We start from the raw sequence: 16,202 nt of genomic DNA on the forward strand, positions 1-16,202 counted from the left end.
GCGAAGGACATCTGATGATGGCACACCAGGAATGGATCATCACTGTGGACGACGAGCACGTCGAATACATCGATGATGTGGTCCTCAGCCTGGAATCGGTTGGGTTTCACACCAGCGGGGTTCTACGCAGTCTGGGTCAAGTCACCGGAGCAACAGACTCGGGGCAGGATGCGGAGGATGCTGTGAGCCAGGCGCTTGCAGCTGTTGAAGGCGTGGCGTCGGTGGATGCCGCCCGGAGGTGGGGCGTCGGCCCGCCGGATAGCACCGTCCAATGAGCCTTCTGGGTGCAGTGGAGCACGGACCTTGATGGCGCCGAGAGCTCCCGGTTCTTCGGGCAGGACTTGACCGCCGTTGACCACAAGCGTCTGTCCGGGGAGGTAGCCGGCCTGTGGTGAAGCGAAGTACAGGGCTGCTCAACCAATGTCTTCGACCGAGCCCAGGCGCGCTTGCGGAATCGGGGCCGCCATACCGTCCACCCAATCCTGCCCAAGATCCGCCAGCCCTTCAGTCATGAAGTTGCCGGGCAGCACGGCGTTGATCGTGACACCCCGTGGGGTCAGCTTTGTTGCCGAGGCGCGCACAAAGCCCAACTGGGCGGCCTTGCTCGCCCCCTCGTGCGCCCACTGGTGACATCGGTGATGTGGGTAGCGACCGGCAACTCCCCCAATTCATGGACCGCCGACTGCGGCAATTCTAAACTCTGCCCTGCGGTCATCTCATGCGCAGCTGCTGGAGGAGTCTGAGACGCCGCAGCTCTGTGACGGCATCTCAGCTGGGTAGTCGAGCCTCCATAGGCTCACTTAGTGTAGGACTCCCATTTGCGGCGGCGGTGCTCGGCTTGGACAATCCGGACAGTGCCGGACCGAGCACGCATGACGATCGATTGAGTTGTCACCCGGTCTCCCTCATAGCGGACTCCACGCAGCAGGTCCCCATCGGTGATGCCTGTTGCTGCGAAGTAGCAATTGTCCGACTTCACCAGATCATTGGTCGTGAGGACCTCGTCCACGTCGTGACCAGCGTCGAGGGCACGCTGCTTCTCTTCATCATCCTTGGGCGCCAGTCTGCCTTGGATAACTCCGCCGACGGCGCGAATGGCGCACGCCGTCACAATACCTTCAGGGGTACCACCAGTTCCCATCAGCACGTCAACACCAGTGCCTGGGCGAGCCGCGGCAATTCCCCCGGCCACGTCACCGTCCATGATGAAGCGGGTCCTGGCCCCAGCGCTGCGGATCTCCTCCACGAGCTTTGAGTGCCGAGGCCGGTCAAGCACGCATACGTTGAGCTGATCGACACTCTTTCCCGTGGCTTTCGCGATCAAATGCAGATTCTGTTTCACGGGCAGTCGCAGGTCGACCATATCGGCAGCCTCGGGCCCTGTCACGAGCTTGTCCATGTAGAACACGGCAGAAGGATCGAACATGGAACCGCGCTCAGCAACCGCCAACACAGCCAGGGCATTGTCATAGCCCAGGGCCGTCAGACGGGTGCCGTCGATGGGGTCCACAGCCACATCCGCTTCAGGACCGGTGCCGTTGCCGACATGTTCACCGTTGAACAGCATGGGAGCTTCATCCTTCTCTCCCTCGCCGATGACCACCACCCCATTGAGATTGACGGTGTCCAAGAGCGAGCGCATCGCGTCAACTGCCGCCCCATCAGCACCGTTCTTGTCACCTTTCCCCACCCAAGCGCCACCGGCGATAGCAGCGGCCTCGGTGACTCGCACCAGCTCCAGCGCCAGGTTACGGTCGGGCTCATCGTCCCCCACAGCGAGTCGCGGGCTCAGGTGAGAGTAGTCATCGTCCTGCTGGGCTTCAGTGTTTGCGGTCACTGTGGTCCACCTTCCGGATTTCAGAATGTGCCCGACGTCCATGTCTGGCTGAGGACCAGCATATCGGGTGCCCCTCGTCTCGCTAATGAGAGAATGGTGAATGTGAATGATGAGCGCCCCGTACAGATCACCCCTTCTCAGGCTCAGCGCCTGCGCACTCCCATGATGGGCATGATCATCACCATGGTCGTACTTTCCGGCATCTTGGCCGTTTTCTGGTTCCTCAACCCTGAGCCGGATGTGACATACAGCCGCGACGAGGACGTTCATGAGGCCGCTGCTTGGACGGATGATGTCACGGACTACTCCCCCATTGCCCCTGATGTGCCTGAAGGCTGGACGGCGAACTACGCACGGTGGGAAACCCGAACCGAGCAGGGTGTCGAAGTGTGGGAGGCCGGATACACCACGCCGGATGTCAATTTTCTGGGATTCGCGCAGACGGACCACGCCAATCCTGCGTGGGTTAACGCGGAGACAAACATGGCGCCTGCCACTGGTTCGATCACCGCAGATGGGATGACCCTGGAAACCCGTGAGGAGGGCGACCGCCGTTACTATGTGCTGGACGCTGAGGAAAACTCGATCGACGGGACCACAGTCGTGATCAGCACTGATACCCAGGACGCCGAGTTCCAGGATGGTTTGGACGCCATCCTCGACTCAATTGGTCGGGAGATCCCTGAGCACGACGACGCCGAGGAGAATGATGACTGAGCAGGCAGTAAAGCAGCCCACCCCAGCTGAGGCTTGGGAACTACTGAGGCAGGGCAACGTCCGCTTTGTCCAGGGAGACGTCCGCCACCCCAACCAGAATGCGGCCCGCCGCTCCTCATTGACGGAATCTCAGCATCCCATGGCCGCCATTTTCGGCTGCTCGGACTCTCGCTTGGCAGCCGAGATCATCTTTGATGTAGGACTAGGCGATGTCTTTGTGGTGCGAACTGCGGGTCAAGTCATTGACGATGCCGTCATGGGCTCTCTGGAGTTCAGCGTCGATGTTCTTAAAGTGCCCTTGATTGTGGTCCTGGGCCACGATTCATGTGGAGCTGTGTCGGCAACGCTGACGGCAGCAGAGACAGGGACCCTGCCCGCAGGCTACGTCCGCAACCTCGTCGAAAGAATCTTCCCTTCGGTGCTCAGCGCCCAGAAGGCCGGACACGCCACGGTCAACGATGCAGTGGAAGAACACGTCAAGCAGACTGCTCTTCGGATGGTTGACCATTCCCGCGTACTCCATGACGCCGTCGGAGCGGGGCGCACCGCCGTCATCGGAGTGACGTACCGGCTCGAAGAGGGCCGGGCCGATGTGGTCTCACAGGTAGGAGACCTCTAGACCGGTGATGTCCTATATCGGCGAACTGCTTTCCTCCGGGGCTGCGGCGCCGGTGGTGGCAGGTATTCTTCTGCTCCTGGGCGGTCTCGTCTTCGGGGTTTGCGCAACAGCACTGGCTTACATTGACGTACAGCAGCACCGCCTGCCCAACCGGATTGTCTATCCTTGGGCCGGTTTCACCGCTGGGCTCCTCGTCCTGGTGACATTCCTTCTGGGCGACATCTCAGGATTGGGCCGCGCCCTGGCAGCTGGGGCGATCTGGGGGCTGCTGTTTTTCGGGGTGCGGATGTTACATCCGCCCTCAATTGGTATGGGTGATGTGAAACTGTCTGTGGTGCTTGGTCTCTACACCGGATTCCTGGGCTGGGACGTCTTCATCGTTGGAGTTGCGCTGTCATTCCTGCTCGGTGGGCTGGTCTCGATGTGGCTGTTGCTGACCAGGCGTGCGACGTCGTCGTCCCGGATTGCTTTTGGCCCGTTTCTCATCCTCGGCACCGCAGCTGCCCTGGTGCTCAGCTGAATTGCTGAAGGGCGTTCCACGCATCGGCGACCATCTCACGAATGTCCCGCTGCGGACGCCACCCGAGTTCTTCAGCGGCACGATCTCCTGAAGCGACGAGTACAGCCGGGTCACCGGCCCGCCGCGGAGATTCCGCTGCTGGGACCTCACGACCGGTAATCTCGCGGACTGCATCGATGATCTCCCGAACAGAGGTTCCGGTTCCGGTACCCAAGTTGTACACCGCATGCTTGCCTGCCGTGGCGGTGCGTACTGCTCGAACATGAGCGTCTGCGAGATCCACCACATGGATGTAATCCCGGATCGCAGTGCCGTCCCTCGTGGGATAGTCCGTGCCGAATATTTTTACCTCCGTGCTCTCACCGAGTGCCACACGAAGAATGTTCGGGATGAGATGCGTCTCGGGGTCATGGCGTTCTCTGAGGGCACCCGAAGCACCCGCCACATTGAAGTACCGCAGACTCACTGCGGCGAGCCCGTGGGCGTGGGCCTCTGCGGTGAGCATATGGTCGATCGCCAGTTTCGACGCACCATAGGGGTTAGTGGGCCGCGGCGGAAGGTCCTCAGTGATCTTATCCACTCCGGGCTCGCCGTAAACCGCAGCAGTGGATGAGAACACCATCCGTGGCACACCTGCTGCACGCATGGCATCTAGCAGCCGCAACGAGGCCACGATGTTCCCGTGCCAGTACCGTTCCGGATGTTCGACGGATTCACCCACAAGGGACTTCGCTGCTAGGTGCACCACACCGTCAAAGGTGGAGTCCAGCACTTCACCGGCGTCGCTGATGTCCCCCTCATGCCACACCGCTCCCGTAAGTTCCAGATCCCCATGGCCGGTGGTGAGATTGTCCAGAATCTCAACGGAGTGCCCGTCGTTCAGAAGCTGTTGGGCCACTACTGCACCGATATATCCGGCGCCGCCGGTTACAAGAAGTTTCACGAGTCATACCCTACTGCGCCGGTAAGGTGGATTTCATGCCAACTCCGGAGTACATCAAGGACCTGCGCCAAGATATTGGGCACAAAGAACTTCTGCTGCCAGCAGTGACAGCGGTCGTGATTCGGCACGTTGACAACAACTCCAATCAGCTGCCCGCCCCGGAAGTCCTCCTGGTCAAACGTGTTGACAATGGGGACTGGGGTGTCACCTCAGGGATTATGGAGCCCGGAGAAGGGCCAGCGTCAGCCGCAGTTCGTGAAGTCGCAGAGGAAGCAGGCGTCGTCGCCCGTCCCGTCCGTGTGGCGAGTGTGGCAGACCACGGATTAGTGGTGTACCCGAACGGAGATCGATGCCGATTCACTGATATTTGCTTTGAGATGGAATACGTCTCAGGCTCCCCACATGTAGCCGACGACGAATCTACCCATGCGGGTTGGTTTTCCACTGAGGCGCTGCCTGAGCCGTTCACCCACCAGCACAGAGAGCGGATCCTCGCGGCACTGAATTCTGGTGCCCCGGCGACTTTTTGATTCCTAGTCGCTGAGCGCGCGCCGGGCGATCCGTTCCGCGTGGCGAAGCAAGGGGGCATCGATCATGCCCCCACGGAACTGGAACGCACCACCGTGCTGCTCAGCCTCTTTGAGGAGGGCATGGGCGTATTCGGCCTCTTCCTCGGTGGGGAGGAAAGCCTGGCGGATTGCGGAAACCTGGCTAGGATGGATACAAGCTTTCGCTGCAAACCCACTTCCCACGGCGTCGGCGGCTTCGGCGGAGAGTCCGGAAGTGTTGCCGATGTCGGCGTAGATCGAATCCACCGCTGCCTTGCCGCGGGACGCTGCTGCGAGAAGGACGGTGCTGCGGACATGACGGGCAATGTCCCTGTAGGTACCATCAGCATGCCGGGACGAGGTACCTCCAAGTGAGACCATCAGATCCTCCGCTCCCCACATGATGGCGGAGGTGGCGGGATGGTCAACGATCTCGTATGCGGCGGCAGCTCCCGCCGCTGTCTCACACAGCGCAATGATCTGGGAGTGCGGGAACTTGGTGTGAACGGCTTGGATATGCTCAGCACTCTCGGTCTTCGCAACCATGACATACGCCGGTGTGAAATCGGACAGCGTCTGCGCATCAGCAGCAAAGTGTGGCGTTCCGACCGGGTTAATCCGCACCACGGTCCTGGACGCCAGCTCAGAGTCGATTTTGCGGAAATGCTCGGCGATACTCTGGCGTGCCAGATCTTTGTCCTCTGGAGCCACAGCATCTTCAAGGTCCAGGATCACAGCATCGGAGCGTTCGATGGCTTTGGCGAAGCGATCGGGCCGGTCAGCCGGGCAGAACAGCAGCGCCGGACCTAGGGCGAAGGTAATGTGATCACTTCTGTTCATGGTGCTCCTTCATCCATATCATCACCTTGCGCGTGCACTCGGCCACCACAGTCCCGTCCTGATTGCGGCCTGTATGTCTGATGCTGACAATACCCTGGCCTGGGCGCGAGCTTGAGGCACGCTTGCTGAGGATTTCGGACTCGGAGTAGAGCGTGTCTCCAGGGTAGAGCGGGTGGGGGAAGTTCACCTCTTCGAATCCCAGATTGGCCACGATAGTGCCCTGGGTCAGTTGCGCAACTGATGCCCCGACCAGAGTGGCCAATGTGAACATAGAGTTCACCAGCGGTCGGCCGAATGGCTGCCGAGCCGACCAGTGAGCGTCGAGATGCAAGGCCTGGGTGTTCATCGTCAGCGTGGTGAAGAAGACGTTGTCTGCCTCGGTCACGGTGCGCCCCGGTGCATGTTTGAAGACGGTGCCGACCTCGATCTCCTCGAAGTACAGACCTCGTTGCTGGACTGTGCTCATATCAGGACAGTCCCAGTGATCGAGCGATGAGCATCAACTGCACTTCAGTCGTGCCCTCACCGACTTCAAGGATCTTAGAGTCTCGGTAGTGCCGGGCCACTGTGTATTCATTGATGAAACCGTAGCCGCCGAAGATTTGGGTCGCGTCACGTGCGTTGTCCATAGCAGCTTCACCCGCTACGAGCTTCGCGATGGATGCTTCGGTTTTGAAAGGCTTTCCCGCTGCCATCAGGTGGGCAGCCTCGTAGTAGGCGAGCCGCGCGGAATGTGCCCGGGCCTGCATTCTGGCGATCTTGAAGGAAATGCCTTGATAGGCGCTGATGGGTGAGCCGAAGGTCTTGCGCTCATTGGCATAGCGAACGGCTTGGTCCACGCAGCCTTGGGCCGCGCCGGTCGCCAGGGCTGCAATGGCGATTCGCCCCTCATCCAGGATGCCCAGAAAGTTGGCGTAACCCCGGCCGCGTTGTCCCAAGAGATGGTCTTCCGGGACCCGGCAGTCTGTGAAGGACAGTGGATGCGTGTCTGAGGCGTTCCACCCGACTTTGTCGTAACCGGAGCCCACGGTGAATCCCGGGGTCCCGGCGGGCACAATAATGGTGGAGATCTCTTTCTTAGTTGTGCCGTCACTGGCCTCAGAAGTACCCGTAACGGCAGTGACCGTGACCAGTGAGGTGATGTCCGTGCCCGAGTTCGTGATGAATTCTTTAGTTCCGTCGATCACCCATTGCCCACCCTCCAATCTGCCAGAGGTCCTTGTGCCCGAGGCGTCCGAACCGGCATCAGACTCGGTGAGGCCGAATCCGGCCAACCGTTTGCCGCTCAGGAGATCGGGCAACCACTTCTGCTTCTGCTCCTCCGAGCCGTATCTGAAGATGGGCATAGCCCCAAGCCCGACTCCAGCCTCGAGAGTGATGGCCACGGACTGGTCGACTTTCGCAATCTCTTCAAGTGCCAGGCAGAAAGCGAGGTAGTCCCCACCTTCTCCCCCGTGCTCTTCCGGGAAGGGAATCCCGAAAAGACCCATGCTGCCCATCTGCGCAACCACATCGTAGGGAAAGCTGTGCTCAGCGTCGTGTTTGGCTGATACCGGCGCAATGACCTGTTCTGCAAAATCTCGCACTGATTCGGCGAGCGCCTGGTGCTCTTCAGAAAGCAGCTGTGTCATAACTGGTCCTTACTGTCGTCGGGATTCTCCGCTGATGTCATCATCGCTTCAGCTTCCACCGCGGCCAGAACCTGCCCAAGCGACACATGGTCCCCCACTGCCACCTGGATGCGGGCGGTGCCATCGGTGGGCGCGTTGAGTCGGTGCTCCATTTTCATAGCCTCGATGGTCACGAGCATCTGACCCGCACTCACCTCATGTCCGGAATCAGGGCCAATGGCAACAACGGTGCCGGGCATCGGTGCGATGACCTCGGGCTTGGCTTCCGCCAGCTCCGCCTCAATCTCGGCGAGTTGCCGGTGAGTCTGAGCCTCCTGATCCAGCACTGTCAGCTGTGCAGTGAGAGCTCCGGCGGTGACCCACACGTGGCGGCCCTGGCGTGTGTGATTGCCTGCGCTGAGGTGAACTTCAAAGCTGGCCTCAGGGGTGCGCAGCAGGTAGCCGCCAGAATTTCTGTTGGGCCGCAGGGTGGATTGACCGTCAATGACGACGTCGAAGGACTCACCGGTGTAGCCGGGCCGCTCCCAGATGACGTGGAATGCTGGATGGTGGGGAGTGCTGTGCCGCCATCCGTCTCGTCGCCATCCGGCAGGACCAACAGCATGAGTTTCCAGCACGTCAACACCATCCAGCTGCGCGGCGAACAGTGCGGCGGCCATGGCATGGGATTGGGTCGGGACGGGGAACTTCAGCTCCGGCAGTTTGCGCTCGATCATGGTGGTATCCATACGTCCAGCTTGGACGTCAGGGTCCGCAGTCAGCTGCTGGAGGTACGCGGTGTTTGTGGTCAGTCCGTGGACGACTGTTTCCCCCAGCGCCTGGTGCAGCCGGGCCAGTGCCTGTTCTCGATCGGCGCCGGTGGCGATGATTTTGGCCAACATGGGGTCGTAGTCTGTTCCAACTACGAGTCCGTCCGCCATCCCGGAGTCAACTCGGATTCCTGTCCCTGCGGGTTCACAGAGTCGGAGAATGGTTCCGGTGCTGGGCATGAATCCAGACTCGGGGTCCTCGGCGTAGATCCGCGCTTCAATGGAATGCCCGGTGAAGGTGACGTCGTCTTGCTTGATGCCCAGCGGTTCTCCAGCAGCAATGCGAAGTTGCTGCTCGACGATGTCGATGCCGGTGACCTGCTCGGTGACCGGGTGCTCCACCTGCAGACGGGTATTCATCTCCATAAAGTGGAAGGTGTTAGGACTCTCATCGGAGACAAGGAATTCGACAGTGCCGACGCCGAGGTACTGCACACTCCGAGCAGTGTCGATGGCTGCTTGACCGATGCGCTCTCGGGTGGCCTCATCCAGCAGAGCAGAGGGAGCCTCTTCTATGATCTTTTGGTGTCGGCGCTGCAGGGAACATTCACGTTCGCCCAAATGGATGATGTTGCCATGACCATCAGCGAGCACCTGGACTTCAATATGCCGGGGGGAGCGAATCAGCTGCTCGATCAGGAGCGTGTCGTCGCCGAAACTGGCTGCTGCCACACGGCGGGCAGCGGCCAGGCCCTGGGCGAGCTCCTCGGATTTCTCCACCACATGCATTCCCTTGCCGCCACCGCCTGCTGATGGTTTGATCAATACTGGGAAGCTCATCTGGCTGGCCGCCTCGATCAGCTGCTCATCGGTGAGATCGGGTTCGCTAATGCCTTCCACCAAAGGAACCCCGGCCTGAGCCACATGGTTTTTCGAGCGGATTTTGTCGCCCATGACCTCTAGAGCGTGCTCTCGTGGTCCGATGAAAGTGATTCCGGCGGTTGCGCAGGCTCGAGCGAATGTGACGTTCTCCGCGAGGAATCCGTATCCGGGGTGAATAGCTTCCGCGCCCGCCTGTTGTGCTGCAGTGATCACAGCCTCGATGTTGAGATAGGACTCGGTCGCCGGTGCTGGGCCCACACGTATCGCAGAGTCAGCCATTGCCACGTGTTGCGCGACCGCATCAGCCTCTGAGTAGATGGCAACCGATGAGATACCCAACCTGTGAAGGGTCCTGATGATTCGGCAGGCTATCTCACCACGGTTGGCGACAAGGACTGTGCTGAACATGAAGAGCCCCTTACATCCGAAAAAGGCCGAAGCCGGACTCGGGCAGAGGAGCGCGAGCGCAGGTTGCTAGTGCCATGGCCAGTATTCTGCGGGTATCTGCTGGGTCAATGACGCCGTCGTCCCATAACCGCGCTGTGGAGTAGTAGGGCTGCCCCTGAGCTTCATACTTTTCTTTGATCGGCGCTTTGAACTCTTCTTCTGCCTCCGCCGGCCACTCGTGACCAGCTGATTCGTGCTGGTCCCGTTTGACGGTGGCGAGCACGGATGCGGCTTGAGTGCCGCCCATGACCGATATCCGAGCGTTGGGCCAGGCGAAGAGGAACCGTGGGGAGTAGGCGCGGCCACACATCGAGTAGTTTCCCGCACCGAAAGATCCTCCAACGATGACAGTGATCTTCGGTACCCGTGTCGAGGCGACGGCTGTCACCATTTTTGCCCCGTTCTTGGCGATGCCTCCGGCCTCGTAGTCACGCCCGACCATGAAACCGGAGATGTTCTGAAGGAAAAGCAGCGGGATGCCCCGCTGGTCGCAGAGCTCGATGAAGTGCGCGCCTTTGAGGGAGGACTCTGAGAAGAGGATCCCATTATTGGCGACAATGCCCACTGGGTGCCCGTCAATGTGGGCGAATCCCGTGACCAGGGTCCTGCCGTAGTCTCGTTTGAACTCGTGGAAAGCGCTGTCGTCAACCAGTCGTGTGATCACTTCGCGGATCTCCATCGGTTGGTTCACATCGGTGGGAATGATTCCGTAGAGTTCATCGACATTGCTCCGCGGAGGCTTCGGGGCTTTCACCTGCCAGGCGGGCTCTGAGGAGGCCGGCAGGGTGTCTACGATGTCGCGAATTATCTGCAGGGCATGGTCGTCATTCTCTGCAATATGATCAGCGACGCCAGACTCGGACGTGTGAACACGCGCCCCGCCGAGGTCTTCTGCGGTCACGACTTCCCCGGTAGCGGCTTTGACCAATGGTGGGCCACCTAGGAAAATCGTGCCCTGGTTGCGCACAATCACAGACTCATCGCTCATAGCCGGCACATAGGCGCCGCCGGCGGTGCAGGAGCCCAGAACTGCTGCGATCTGGGGGATCTTTCTTGCGGAGAGGTTCGCTTGGTTGTAGAAGATCCGGCCGAAGTGGTCCCGATCTGGGAAGACCTCGTCCTGCATCGGCAGGAATGCTCCGCCGGAGTCCACTAGGTAGATGCAAGGCAGGTGGTTCTCCGCAGCGATTTCCTGCGCGCGCAGATGCTTTTTGACCGTGATGGGGAAGTAGGTTCCTCCCTTGACCGTGGAGTCATTGCAGACCACCATCACCTGACGCCCATGCACCAGACCTATTCCGGTGATGATTCCAGCAGCAGGAGCATCGTCGTTGTACATGCCGTGAGCCGCCAGGGCGCCGATCTCTAGAAAAGGGCTGCCCTCGTCCAGAAGTCGGTTGACGCGATCCCGGGGCAGCAGCCTCCCTCGATCGAGGTGTCGCTGGCGTGACTTCCCTGGGCCGCCGAGTGCGGCACGGTGCAGATTGTCCTTCAGCGCTGCGGCCAGTTGGTGATTGACCTCCGCGTTGGAGAGGAACACCGGTGACTTCGAATCAGCCTCGCTGAGGAGTGACTCCACTTAGGTATCCTCCGAATCGGGCTCGCCCTGACGAACCCTTTGAGTTAATGTTGACTAACTGAAAACCCAACATAGTGGCGGTGATCACGTTTGTCCAGCGCAGCGAGTGTCAACACAGGGGGTCAGCCGAAGACCCGTCGGCAATCCGAAAAGGAACAACGGTACCGGGAACTCTTGGGGACTGCGGCTCGGCTCTTCGGGACACATGGTTATGCCTCAGTGGCCCTGGACGACATCGGACATGAGGTGGGAGTCTCCGGACAAGCCATTTACCGTCACTTCAAGGGCAAACAAGACATGCTGGGGCGGTTGCTGCTGGATGTCAGCGCCCGGCTCTTGGAGGGCGGCCAGCATATCCGCGCCGATTCCTCCGATGCGCAGGAGCAGATTCACCGACTGATCGCCTTCCATGCGGACTTCGCCCTGAGGTCACCGGAGATCATCCGCGTCCAGGAACAGGAAATGCCTCAGTTACTAGAAGCCGACAGGGAAGCAGTACGTCGAATGCAGCGCAAATATATCGACATCTGGAGTGCAGCCCTCCGGAAGCTGCATCCACAGATAAGCCCCGTAGAGCTGCGTACCCGGATTCACGGGGTCTTTGGGCTGATCAATTCCACTGCACACTCGATGAAGCACTCCTACCAACGGGCCCCCTCTGCGGCAGAAGTCGCAGAGAGTCACTCCACCCTCACCGCAATGGCCTGGGCCGCCATCGCGTGCAAACTTCCGGCAGGTGGGGCCAGCACTGAATCGCACTGACCGAGATGAGCCGCAGCGGCACTCCCGCGCACTCAAGGGCTATGTGATTGTGATCCAGTTCACTGCGTGCTAACTTGAGTTTGGCGCTGTTAACTGAAATTTCCATCCGTTGAGGAGACTCACCGTGAACGTTGTTCCCGCGGTTGTCACTGACGGCGCCGACGGCGCACTGGAGCTCGCCCACGACGTCGGCCCCACTGACACCCCACTGCTGCACACGACGATCAGCCGCGCCCTGCGGGAGACTGTGGGAAAGTTCCGCGAACGCGAAGCGATGGTGGACGCGCATGCTCAGCGTCGCTGGAGCTACGACGAGCTCTACGCAGATGTTCGGCGCCTCGCCACTGGACTCCACCGTTCCGGTGTCCGCAAGGGAGAACGCGTGGGCATCTGGGGACCCAATAGCTGGGAGTGGACACTGACGCAGTTCGCCACCGCCGAACTTGGGGCGGTGCTGGTCAACATCAACCCCTCTTACCGGCAGCATGAGCTCAACTACGTCATGAAGCAGGCGGGCATCACTTCGATGATCGCTTCGGACAGCTTCAGAACCCAGGACTACCCAGCGATGCTCGACCTCGCCGAGCAGGAACTTGGCCCGCTGAAGCTCAAAGTCATCATGGGGAGGGCAAGCTGGGATGAGGTGATGAGCGCAGAACCGGATGATCGCGCGCTGGAGACCCGTGCTGCGGAGCTGCATCCTGACGAGCCGATCAACATTCAGTACACCTCCGGCACCACAGGGTTTCCTAAAGGCGCGACGCTGTCCCATCGCAATATTCTCAACAACGGATTCTTCGTGGGTCAGATCAATCGCTACACCGAAGCCGACCGCATATGCATCCCTGTGCCCTTCTACCATTGCTTCGGTATGGTCATGGGTAATCTCGCGGCCATCACCCATGGTTCTGCAATGATCATTCCCTCGCCCTCCTTCGAACCGGCGGCGACGCTCCAAGCAGTAGAACGGGAGCGATGCACAAGCCTCTACGGTGTGCCGACGATGTTCATCGCGGAACTGGGGCTGCCGAACTTCAACGACTTCGACCTCAGCAGCTTGCGCACAGGGATAATGGCCGGTTCACCCTGTCCGGAGGAGATCATGCGTCAGGTCATCAGCATGATGAATATGTCAGAAGTGACTATCTGCTACGGCATGACAGAGACATCTCCCGTGTCCCTGCAGACCCGCCCCGACGACGCGCTGGACCTACGGGTCGGCACGGTGGGTCGCGCAGCACCCCACGCTGAGATCAAGATCATCGATCCCAGTAGCGGGAGGACCCTTCCAGTGGAGGACGACGGTGAGCTGTGCACCCGCGGCTACCTGGTGATGAAGGGGTATTGGGAGGACCCCGAGCGGACCGCGGAGACTATTGACCGTGAGGGGTGGATCCACACCGGCGATCTCGGCCGGATGGACGCTCGCGGCTATGTGAAGGTCACTGGCCGGATCAAGGACATGGTCATCCGCGGCGGAGAGAACATTTACCCCAGGGAGATCGAAGAGTTCCTATACACCCACCCGGACATCATGGATGCCCAGGTCATCGGGGTCCCAGACAAGAAGTACGGTGAGGAGCTGATGGCCTGGATCAGGCTTCGCGAGGGGGCTCCCGCACTCTCTTCACATGACCTCCGAGAGTTCTGCCGAGGAGAGGTCGCCAACTACAAGATCCCCCGGTACGTGGTGATCGTCGACGAATTCCCCACCACCGTCACCGGGAAGGTAAGAAAGATCCAAATGCGCCAACAGTCTCTGGACATGCTGGCCACACCGGGGGCCGTGGACGACGCGCGAGCCGATGAGCGAGGGAAGGACCCCGAGGACCCGAGGTGAACATGAGTGAATCGGAGAAGCCCTCCGCCTACTTCATACCGCTGGGCGGCGAGAGATACCAGGCGACACAGGCCGTCTCAGGAGCCTGGGATGAGACGGAGCAGCACATATCCTCCCCGCTGGGCCTCATGGTCCACACCGTCGAGAAGGCAGCGGCGTCACGTCGCGACGATCCTCTCCAACTCTGTCGACTCTCCTTCGACATTCTCGGCACTGTGCCGGTGGGCGAGGTGCATGTGGACGTCGAGGTGCTGCGTCCTGGACGAACTATCGAGTTGGTGGAAGCCCGAATGAGCCACCGCGGGAGAACCATTGTCATCCTGAGGGCGTGGGCGCTGGCGGAGTTCGCCACCGAAGCCATCCAAGGCTCGTCCCTTCCCGGCATTCCGCGGCGGGACGACGTTCCACCCTGGGACGCCACCTCGGTGTGGCCGGGTGGGTTCATCGCCTCACTCACCAGCAACCGTGATCATCATGAACCGGGGCGTGCCCGCGGGTGGACGTCCTCGTCACTGCGCTTGGTCGATGGCGAAGAGGTCAGCAGCTTCGCGAAGTTCTGCGCACTCCTGGATGTCGCCAACGGTGTGGCAGTCCGAGCCGACCCGGCAGAGGTCGCCTTCCCGAATGTCGACCTGACGGCCTCCTTCTTCCGGATCCCACAGGGTGAACAGGTGGGCTATGACACACATGTTTCCTTCGGTCCCACCGGGCTAGGACTGACCCACAGCATCCTGCACGATGCAGTTGGGCCAGTCGGCTCCCTGACCCAACAGCTGACTGTCCGGATGTCGTAGACCAGTCAGACGCCGGGGCCGGAGTTCTGGCTAGCCTGGGTGGGTCATAGACATGACGTCCAGAGCCTTGTCCAGCTGCTCCTGCGTCAGGTCACCGCGTTCCACATAGCCCAGCTCCACGACAGCGTCTCGCACTGTGAGCTTGTTCTTCACGGCATGTTTAGCAATGTCAGCCGCAGCTTCGTAGCCGATGTACTTGTTCAGCGGGGTCACCACCGACGGTGAGGCACCGGCCAAGAAAGAGCACCGTTCCTCATTGGCGGTGAGGTCCTTGATCATCTTGTCAGCCATCACACGTGAGGTGTTGGACAGCAGACGGATCGATTCCAGCAAGTTGGCTGCCATAACGGGGATACCCACATTGAGTTCGAATGCCCCATTGGTGCTGCTCAGTGCCACTGTAGTGTCGTTGCCGATGACCTGAGCGCAGACCTGTATGGCCGACTCGCAGATCACGGGGTTCACTTTGCCCGGCATGATGGAAGAACCGGGCTGCAGGTCAGGCAGCGCCAACTCGCCAAGTCCGGTGTTTGGGCCAGATCCCATCCACCGGAGATCGTTATTGATCTTCATCAGTGAGTACGCGATAGTGCGCAGCTGTCCGGACGCTTCGACCAGTCCATCGCGGTTTGCCTGGGCCTCGAAGTGATCGCGTGCTTCAGTCAGCGGCAGACCTGTGTCCTTGGCAAGATTGGCGATAGCTTTCTCCGCGAAGCCCAACGGCGTGTTGATACCGGTGCCCACTGCCGTGCCGCCCAACGGCACCTCTGCTACCCGGGGAAGCGACGAGTCAATGCGCTCGATGCCGTACCGCACCTGAGCGGCATACCCAGAGAACTCCTGCCCAAGCGTCACCGGTGTGGCGTCCATCAGGTGAGTCCTGCCCGATTTGACGATCTCCGCGAACTCTCCGGCCTTCTCCTCCAAGGCTTCCGCCAGGTAGTCCAGAGCTGGCTTGAGATCGTTGATCAGTGCGGATGTGGCCGCTACATGGACACTTGTGGGGAACACATCATTGGAGGACTGAGAGGCGTTGACGTGATCGTTGGGGTGGACTTCCTTGTCCGAGCCCTTGTCCGCCAGGTACCTATTGGCCAGAGTAGCCAGCACCTCGTTGGTGTTCATATTGGAGCTGGTGCCCGAACCTGTCTGGAAGACATCAACGGGGAAGTGTTCGTCCAACTCGCCGGTGGCTACCTGGTCAGCTGCTTTGACGATCGCCTCGGCGAGCTCCGCATCCAGTACGCCGACCTCAGCGTTGGCCTGAGCTGCAGCTTTTTTGACGCGTGCCAGGGCCTCAATATGGGCTGGCTCTAAGGTTCGCCCAGAAATGGGGAAGTTCTCGACCGCACGCTGGGTCTGTGCGCGGTAGAGGGCATGAGCGGGGACCTTGACCTCGCCCATGGTGTCGCGCTCGATACGGTATTCAGTCTCAGTGGAAGCATCGCTCATGGAATCATCCTAACGTCAGGGTCGGTTCAGGGCGGAGTCAGG

The 16,202-nt window shown here is 60.4% G+C and carries 17 protein-coding genes; 8 read left to right on the plus strand and 9 right to left on the minus strand.

The features are described from left to right. Positions 1-14: 14 nt before the first annotated feature. Positions 15-275, plus strand: a complete 261-nt coding sequence (locus FEF26_RS15865) for a hypothetical protein (protein WP_208012828.1) — start codon at positions 15-17, stop codon at positions 273-275. A gap of 138 nt (positions 276-413) precedes the next feature. Here FEF26_RS15865 and FEF26_RS15870 read toward each other — a convergent pair whose 3' ends face one another. Further along, positions 414-668, minus strand: a complete 255-nt coding sequence (locus FEF26_RS15870) for an SDR family oxidoreductase (protein WP_279536471.1) — start codon at positions 666-668, stop codon at positions 414-416. A 128-nt stretch (positions 669-796) separates the two neighbouring features. Further along, positions 797-1,837, minus strand: a complete 1,041-nt coding sequence (glpX, locus tag FEF26_RS02620; RefSeq protein ID WP_243730367.1) for a class II fructose-bisphosphatase — start codon at positions 1,835-1,837, stop codon at positions 797-799. A 93-nt stretch (positions 1,838-1,930) separates the two neighbouring features. Here glpX and FEF26_RS02625 point away from each other — a divergent pair, with 93 nt between their 5' ends. The 3 genes from FEF26_RS02625 to FEF26_RS02635 are packed head-to-tail and all read left to right on the plus strand — an operon-like array spanning position 1,931 to position 3,693. Next, on the plus strand, positions 1,931-2,554 hold the full coding sequence (locus FEF26_RS02625; RefSeq protein WP_138251990.1) for a DUF4245 domain-containing protein: 624 nt from the start codon (positions 1,931-1,933) through the stop codon (positions 2,552-2,554). Continuing rightward, complete coding sequence (locus tag FEF26_RS02630; RefSeq protein WP_138252064.1) at positions 2,547-3,173, plus strand: carbonic anhydrase; 627 nt, start codon at positions 2,547-2,549, stop codon at positions 3,171-3,173. Before FEF26_RS02625 ends, FEF26_RS02630 begins: the two co-directional genes overlap by 8 nt. Before the next feature lie 7 nt (positions 3,174-3,180). Next, the gene (locus FEF26_RS02635) at positions 3,181-3,693 is read left to right on the plus strand and encodes a prepilin peptidase (protein WP_243730378.1); all 513 of its coding nucleotides are present in this window, start codon (positions 3,181-3,183) and stop codon (positions 3,691-3,693) included. Here FEF26_RS02635 and galE read toward each other — a convergent pair. After that, positions 3,686-4,636: a UDP-glucose 4-epimerase GalE gene (galE, locus tag FEF26_RS02640; protein WP_138251992.1), complete on the minus strand. Its 951-nt coding sequence runs from the start codon at positions 4,634-4,636 to the stop codon at positions 3,686-3,688. The genes FEF26_RS02635 and galE overlap by 8 nt on opposite strands. A 35-nt stretch (positions 4,637-4,671) precedes the next feature. On the opposite strand from galE, the gene FEF26_RS02645 reads away from it, so the two are divergent. Continuing rightward, positions 4,672-5,166, plus strand: a complete 495-nt coding sequence (locus FEF26_RS02645) for an NUDIX hydrolase (RefSeq protein WP_138251993.1) — start codon at positions 4,672-4,674, stop codon at positions 5,164-5,166. A 3-nt stretch (positions 5,167-5,169) separates the two neighbouring features. On the opposite strand, the gene FEF26_RS02650 is transcribed toward FEF26_RS02645, so the two are convergent. The 5 genes from FEF26_RS02650 to FEF26_RS02670 are packed head-to-tail and all read right to left on the minus strand — an operon-like array spanning position 5,170 to position 11,312. Continuing rightward, the gene (locus tag FEF26_RS02650) at positions 5,170-6,024 is read right to left on the minus strand and encodes an HpcH/HpaI aldolase/citrate lyase family protein (RefSeq protein WP_138251994.1); all 855 of its coding nucleotides are present in this window, start codon (positions 6,022-6,024) and stop codon (positions 5,170-5,172) included. Continuing rightward, positions 6,011-6,490 carry a MaoC family dehydratase gene (locus tag FEF26_RS02655; protein WP_138251995.1) on the minus strand — a complete coding sequence of 160 codons (480 nt, stop codon included), beginning with the start codon at positions 6,488-6,490 and terminating at the stop codon, positions 6,011-6,013. Before FEF26_RS02655 ends, FEF26_RS02650 begins: the two co-directional genes overlap by 14 nt. Before the next feature lies 1 nt (position 6,491). Further along, the gene (locus FEF26_RS02660; RefSeq protein ID WP_138251996.1) at positions 6,492-7,655 is read right to left on the minus strand and encodes an acyl-CoA dehydrogenase family protein; all 1,164 of its coding nucleotides are present in this window, start codon (positions 7,653-7,655) and stop codon (positions 6,492-6,494) included. Continuing rightward, positions 7,652-9,694, minus strand: a complete 2,043-nt coding sequence (locus FEF26_RS02665; RefSeq protein ID WP_138251997.1) for an acetyl/propionyl/methylcrotonyl-CoA carboxylase subunit alpha — start codon at positions 9,692-9,694, stop codon at positions 7,652-7,654. Before FEF26_RS02665 ends, FEF26_RS02660 begins: the two co-directional genes overlap by 4 nt. A 10-nt stretch (positions 9,695-9,704) precedes the next feature. After that, positions 9,705-11,312 (minus strand): carboxyl transferase domain-containing protein, encoded by a 1,608-nt coding sequence (locus FEF26_RS02670; RefSeq protein WP_138251998.1) that lies wholly within the window; start codon positions 11,310-11,312, stop codon positions 9,705-9,707. 90 nt (positions 11,313-11,402) lie between these two features. On the opposite strand from FEF26_RS02670, the gene FEF26_RS02675 reads away from it, so the two are divergent. The 3 genes from FEF26_RS02675 (at position 11,403) to FEF26_RS02685 (ending at position 14,708) form a co-directional block, all read left to right on the plus strand. Then, entirely contained in the window at positions 11,403-12,074 is a 672-nt protein-coding gene (locus FEF26_RS02675) for a TetR/AcrR family transcriptional regulator (protein WP_138251999.1), read from the plus strand. Between the two features lie 124 nt (positions 12,075-12,198). Continuing rightward, the gene (locus tag FEF26_RS02680; RefSeq protein ID WP_166432887.1) at positions 12,199-13,914 is read left to right on the plus strand and encodes an AMP-binding protein; all 1,716 of its coding nucleotides are present in this window, start codon (positions 12,199-12,201) and stop codon (positions 13,912-13,914) included. Positions 13,915-13,916: 2 nt separating this feature from the next. Continuing rightward, positions 13,917-14,708, plus strand: coding sequence for a thioesterase family protein (locus tag FEF26_RS02685; RefSeq protein WP_138252000.1), 792 nt, complete (start codon positions 13,917-13,919; stop codon positions 14,706-14,708). Positions 14,709-14,738: 30 nt separating this feature from the next. Here the strand turns inward: FEF26_RS02685 and FEF26_RS02690 are convergent, their stop codons facing one another. Further along, positions 14,739-16,160: a class II fumarate hydratase gene (locus FEF26_RS02690; RefSeq protein ID WP_138252001.1), complete on the minus strand. Its 1,422-nt coding sequence runs from the start codon at positions 16,158-16,160 to the stop codon at positions 14,739-14,741. Between the last annotated feature and the right edge of the window lie 42 nt (positions 16,161-16,202).

The organism is Nesterenkonia salmonea, from assembly GCF_005771525.1.
Classification (GTDB): domain Bacteria; phylum Actinomycetota; class Actinomycetes; order Actinomycetales; family Micrococcaceae; genus Nesterenkonia; species Nesterenkonia salmonea.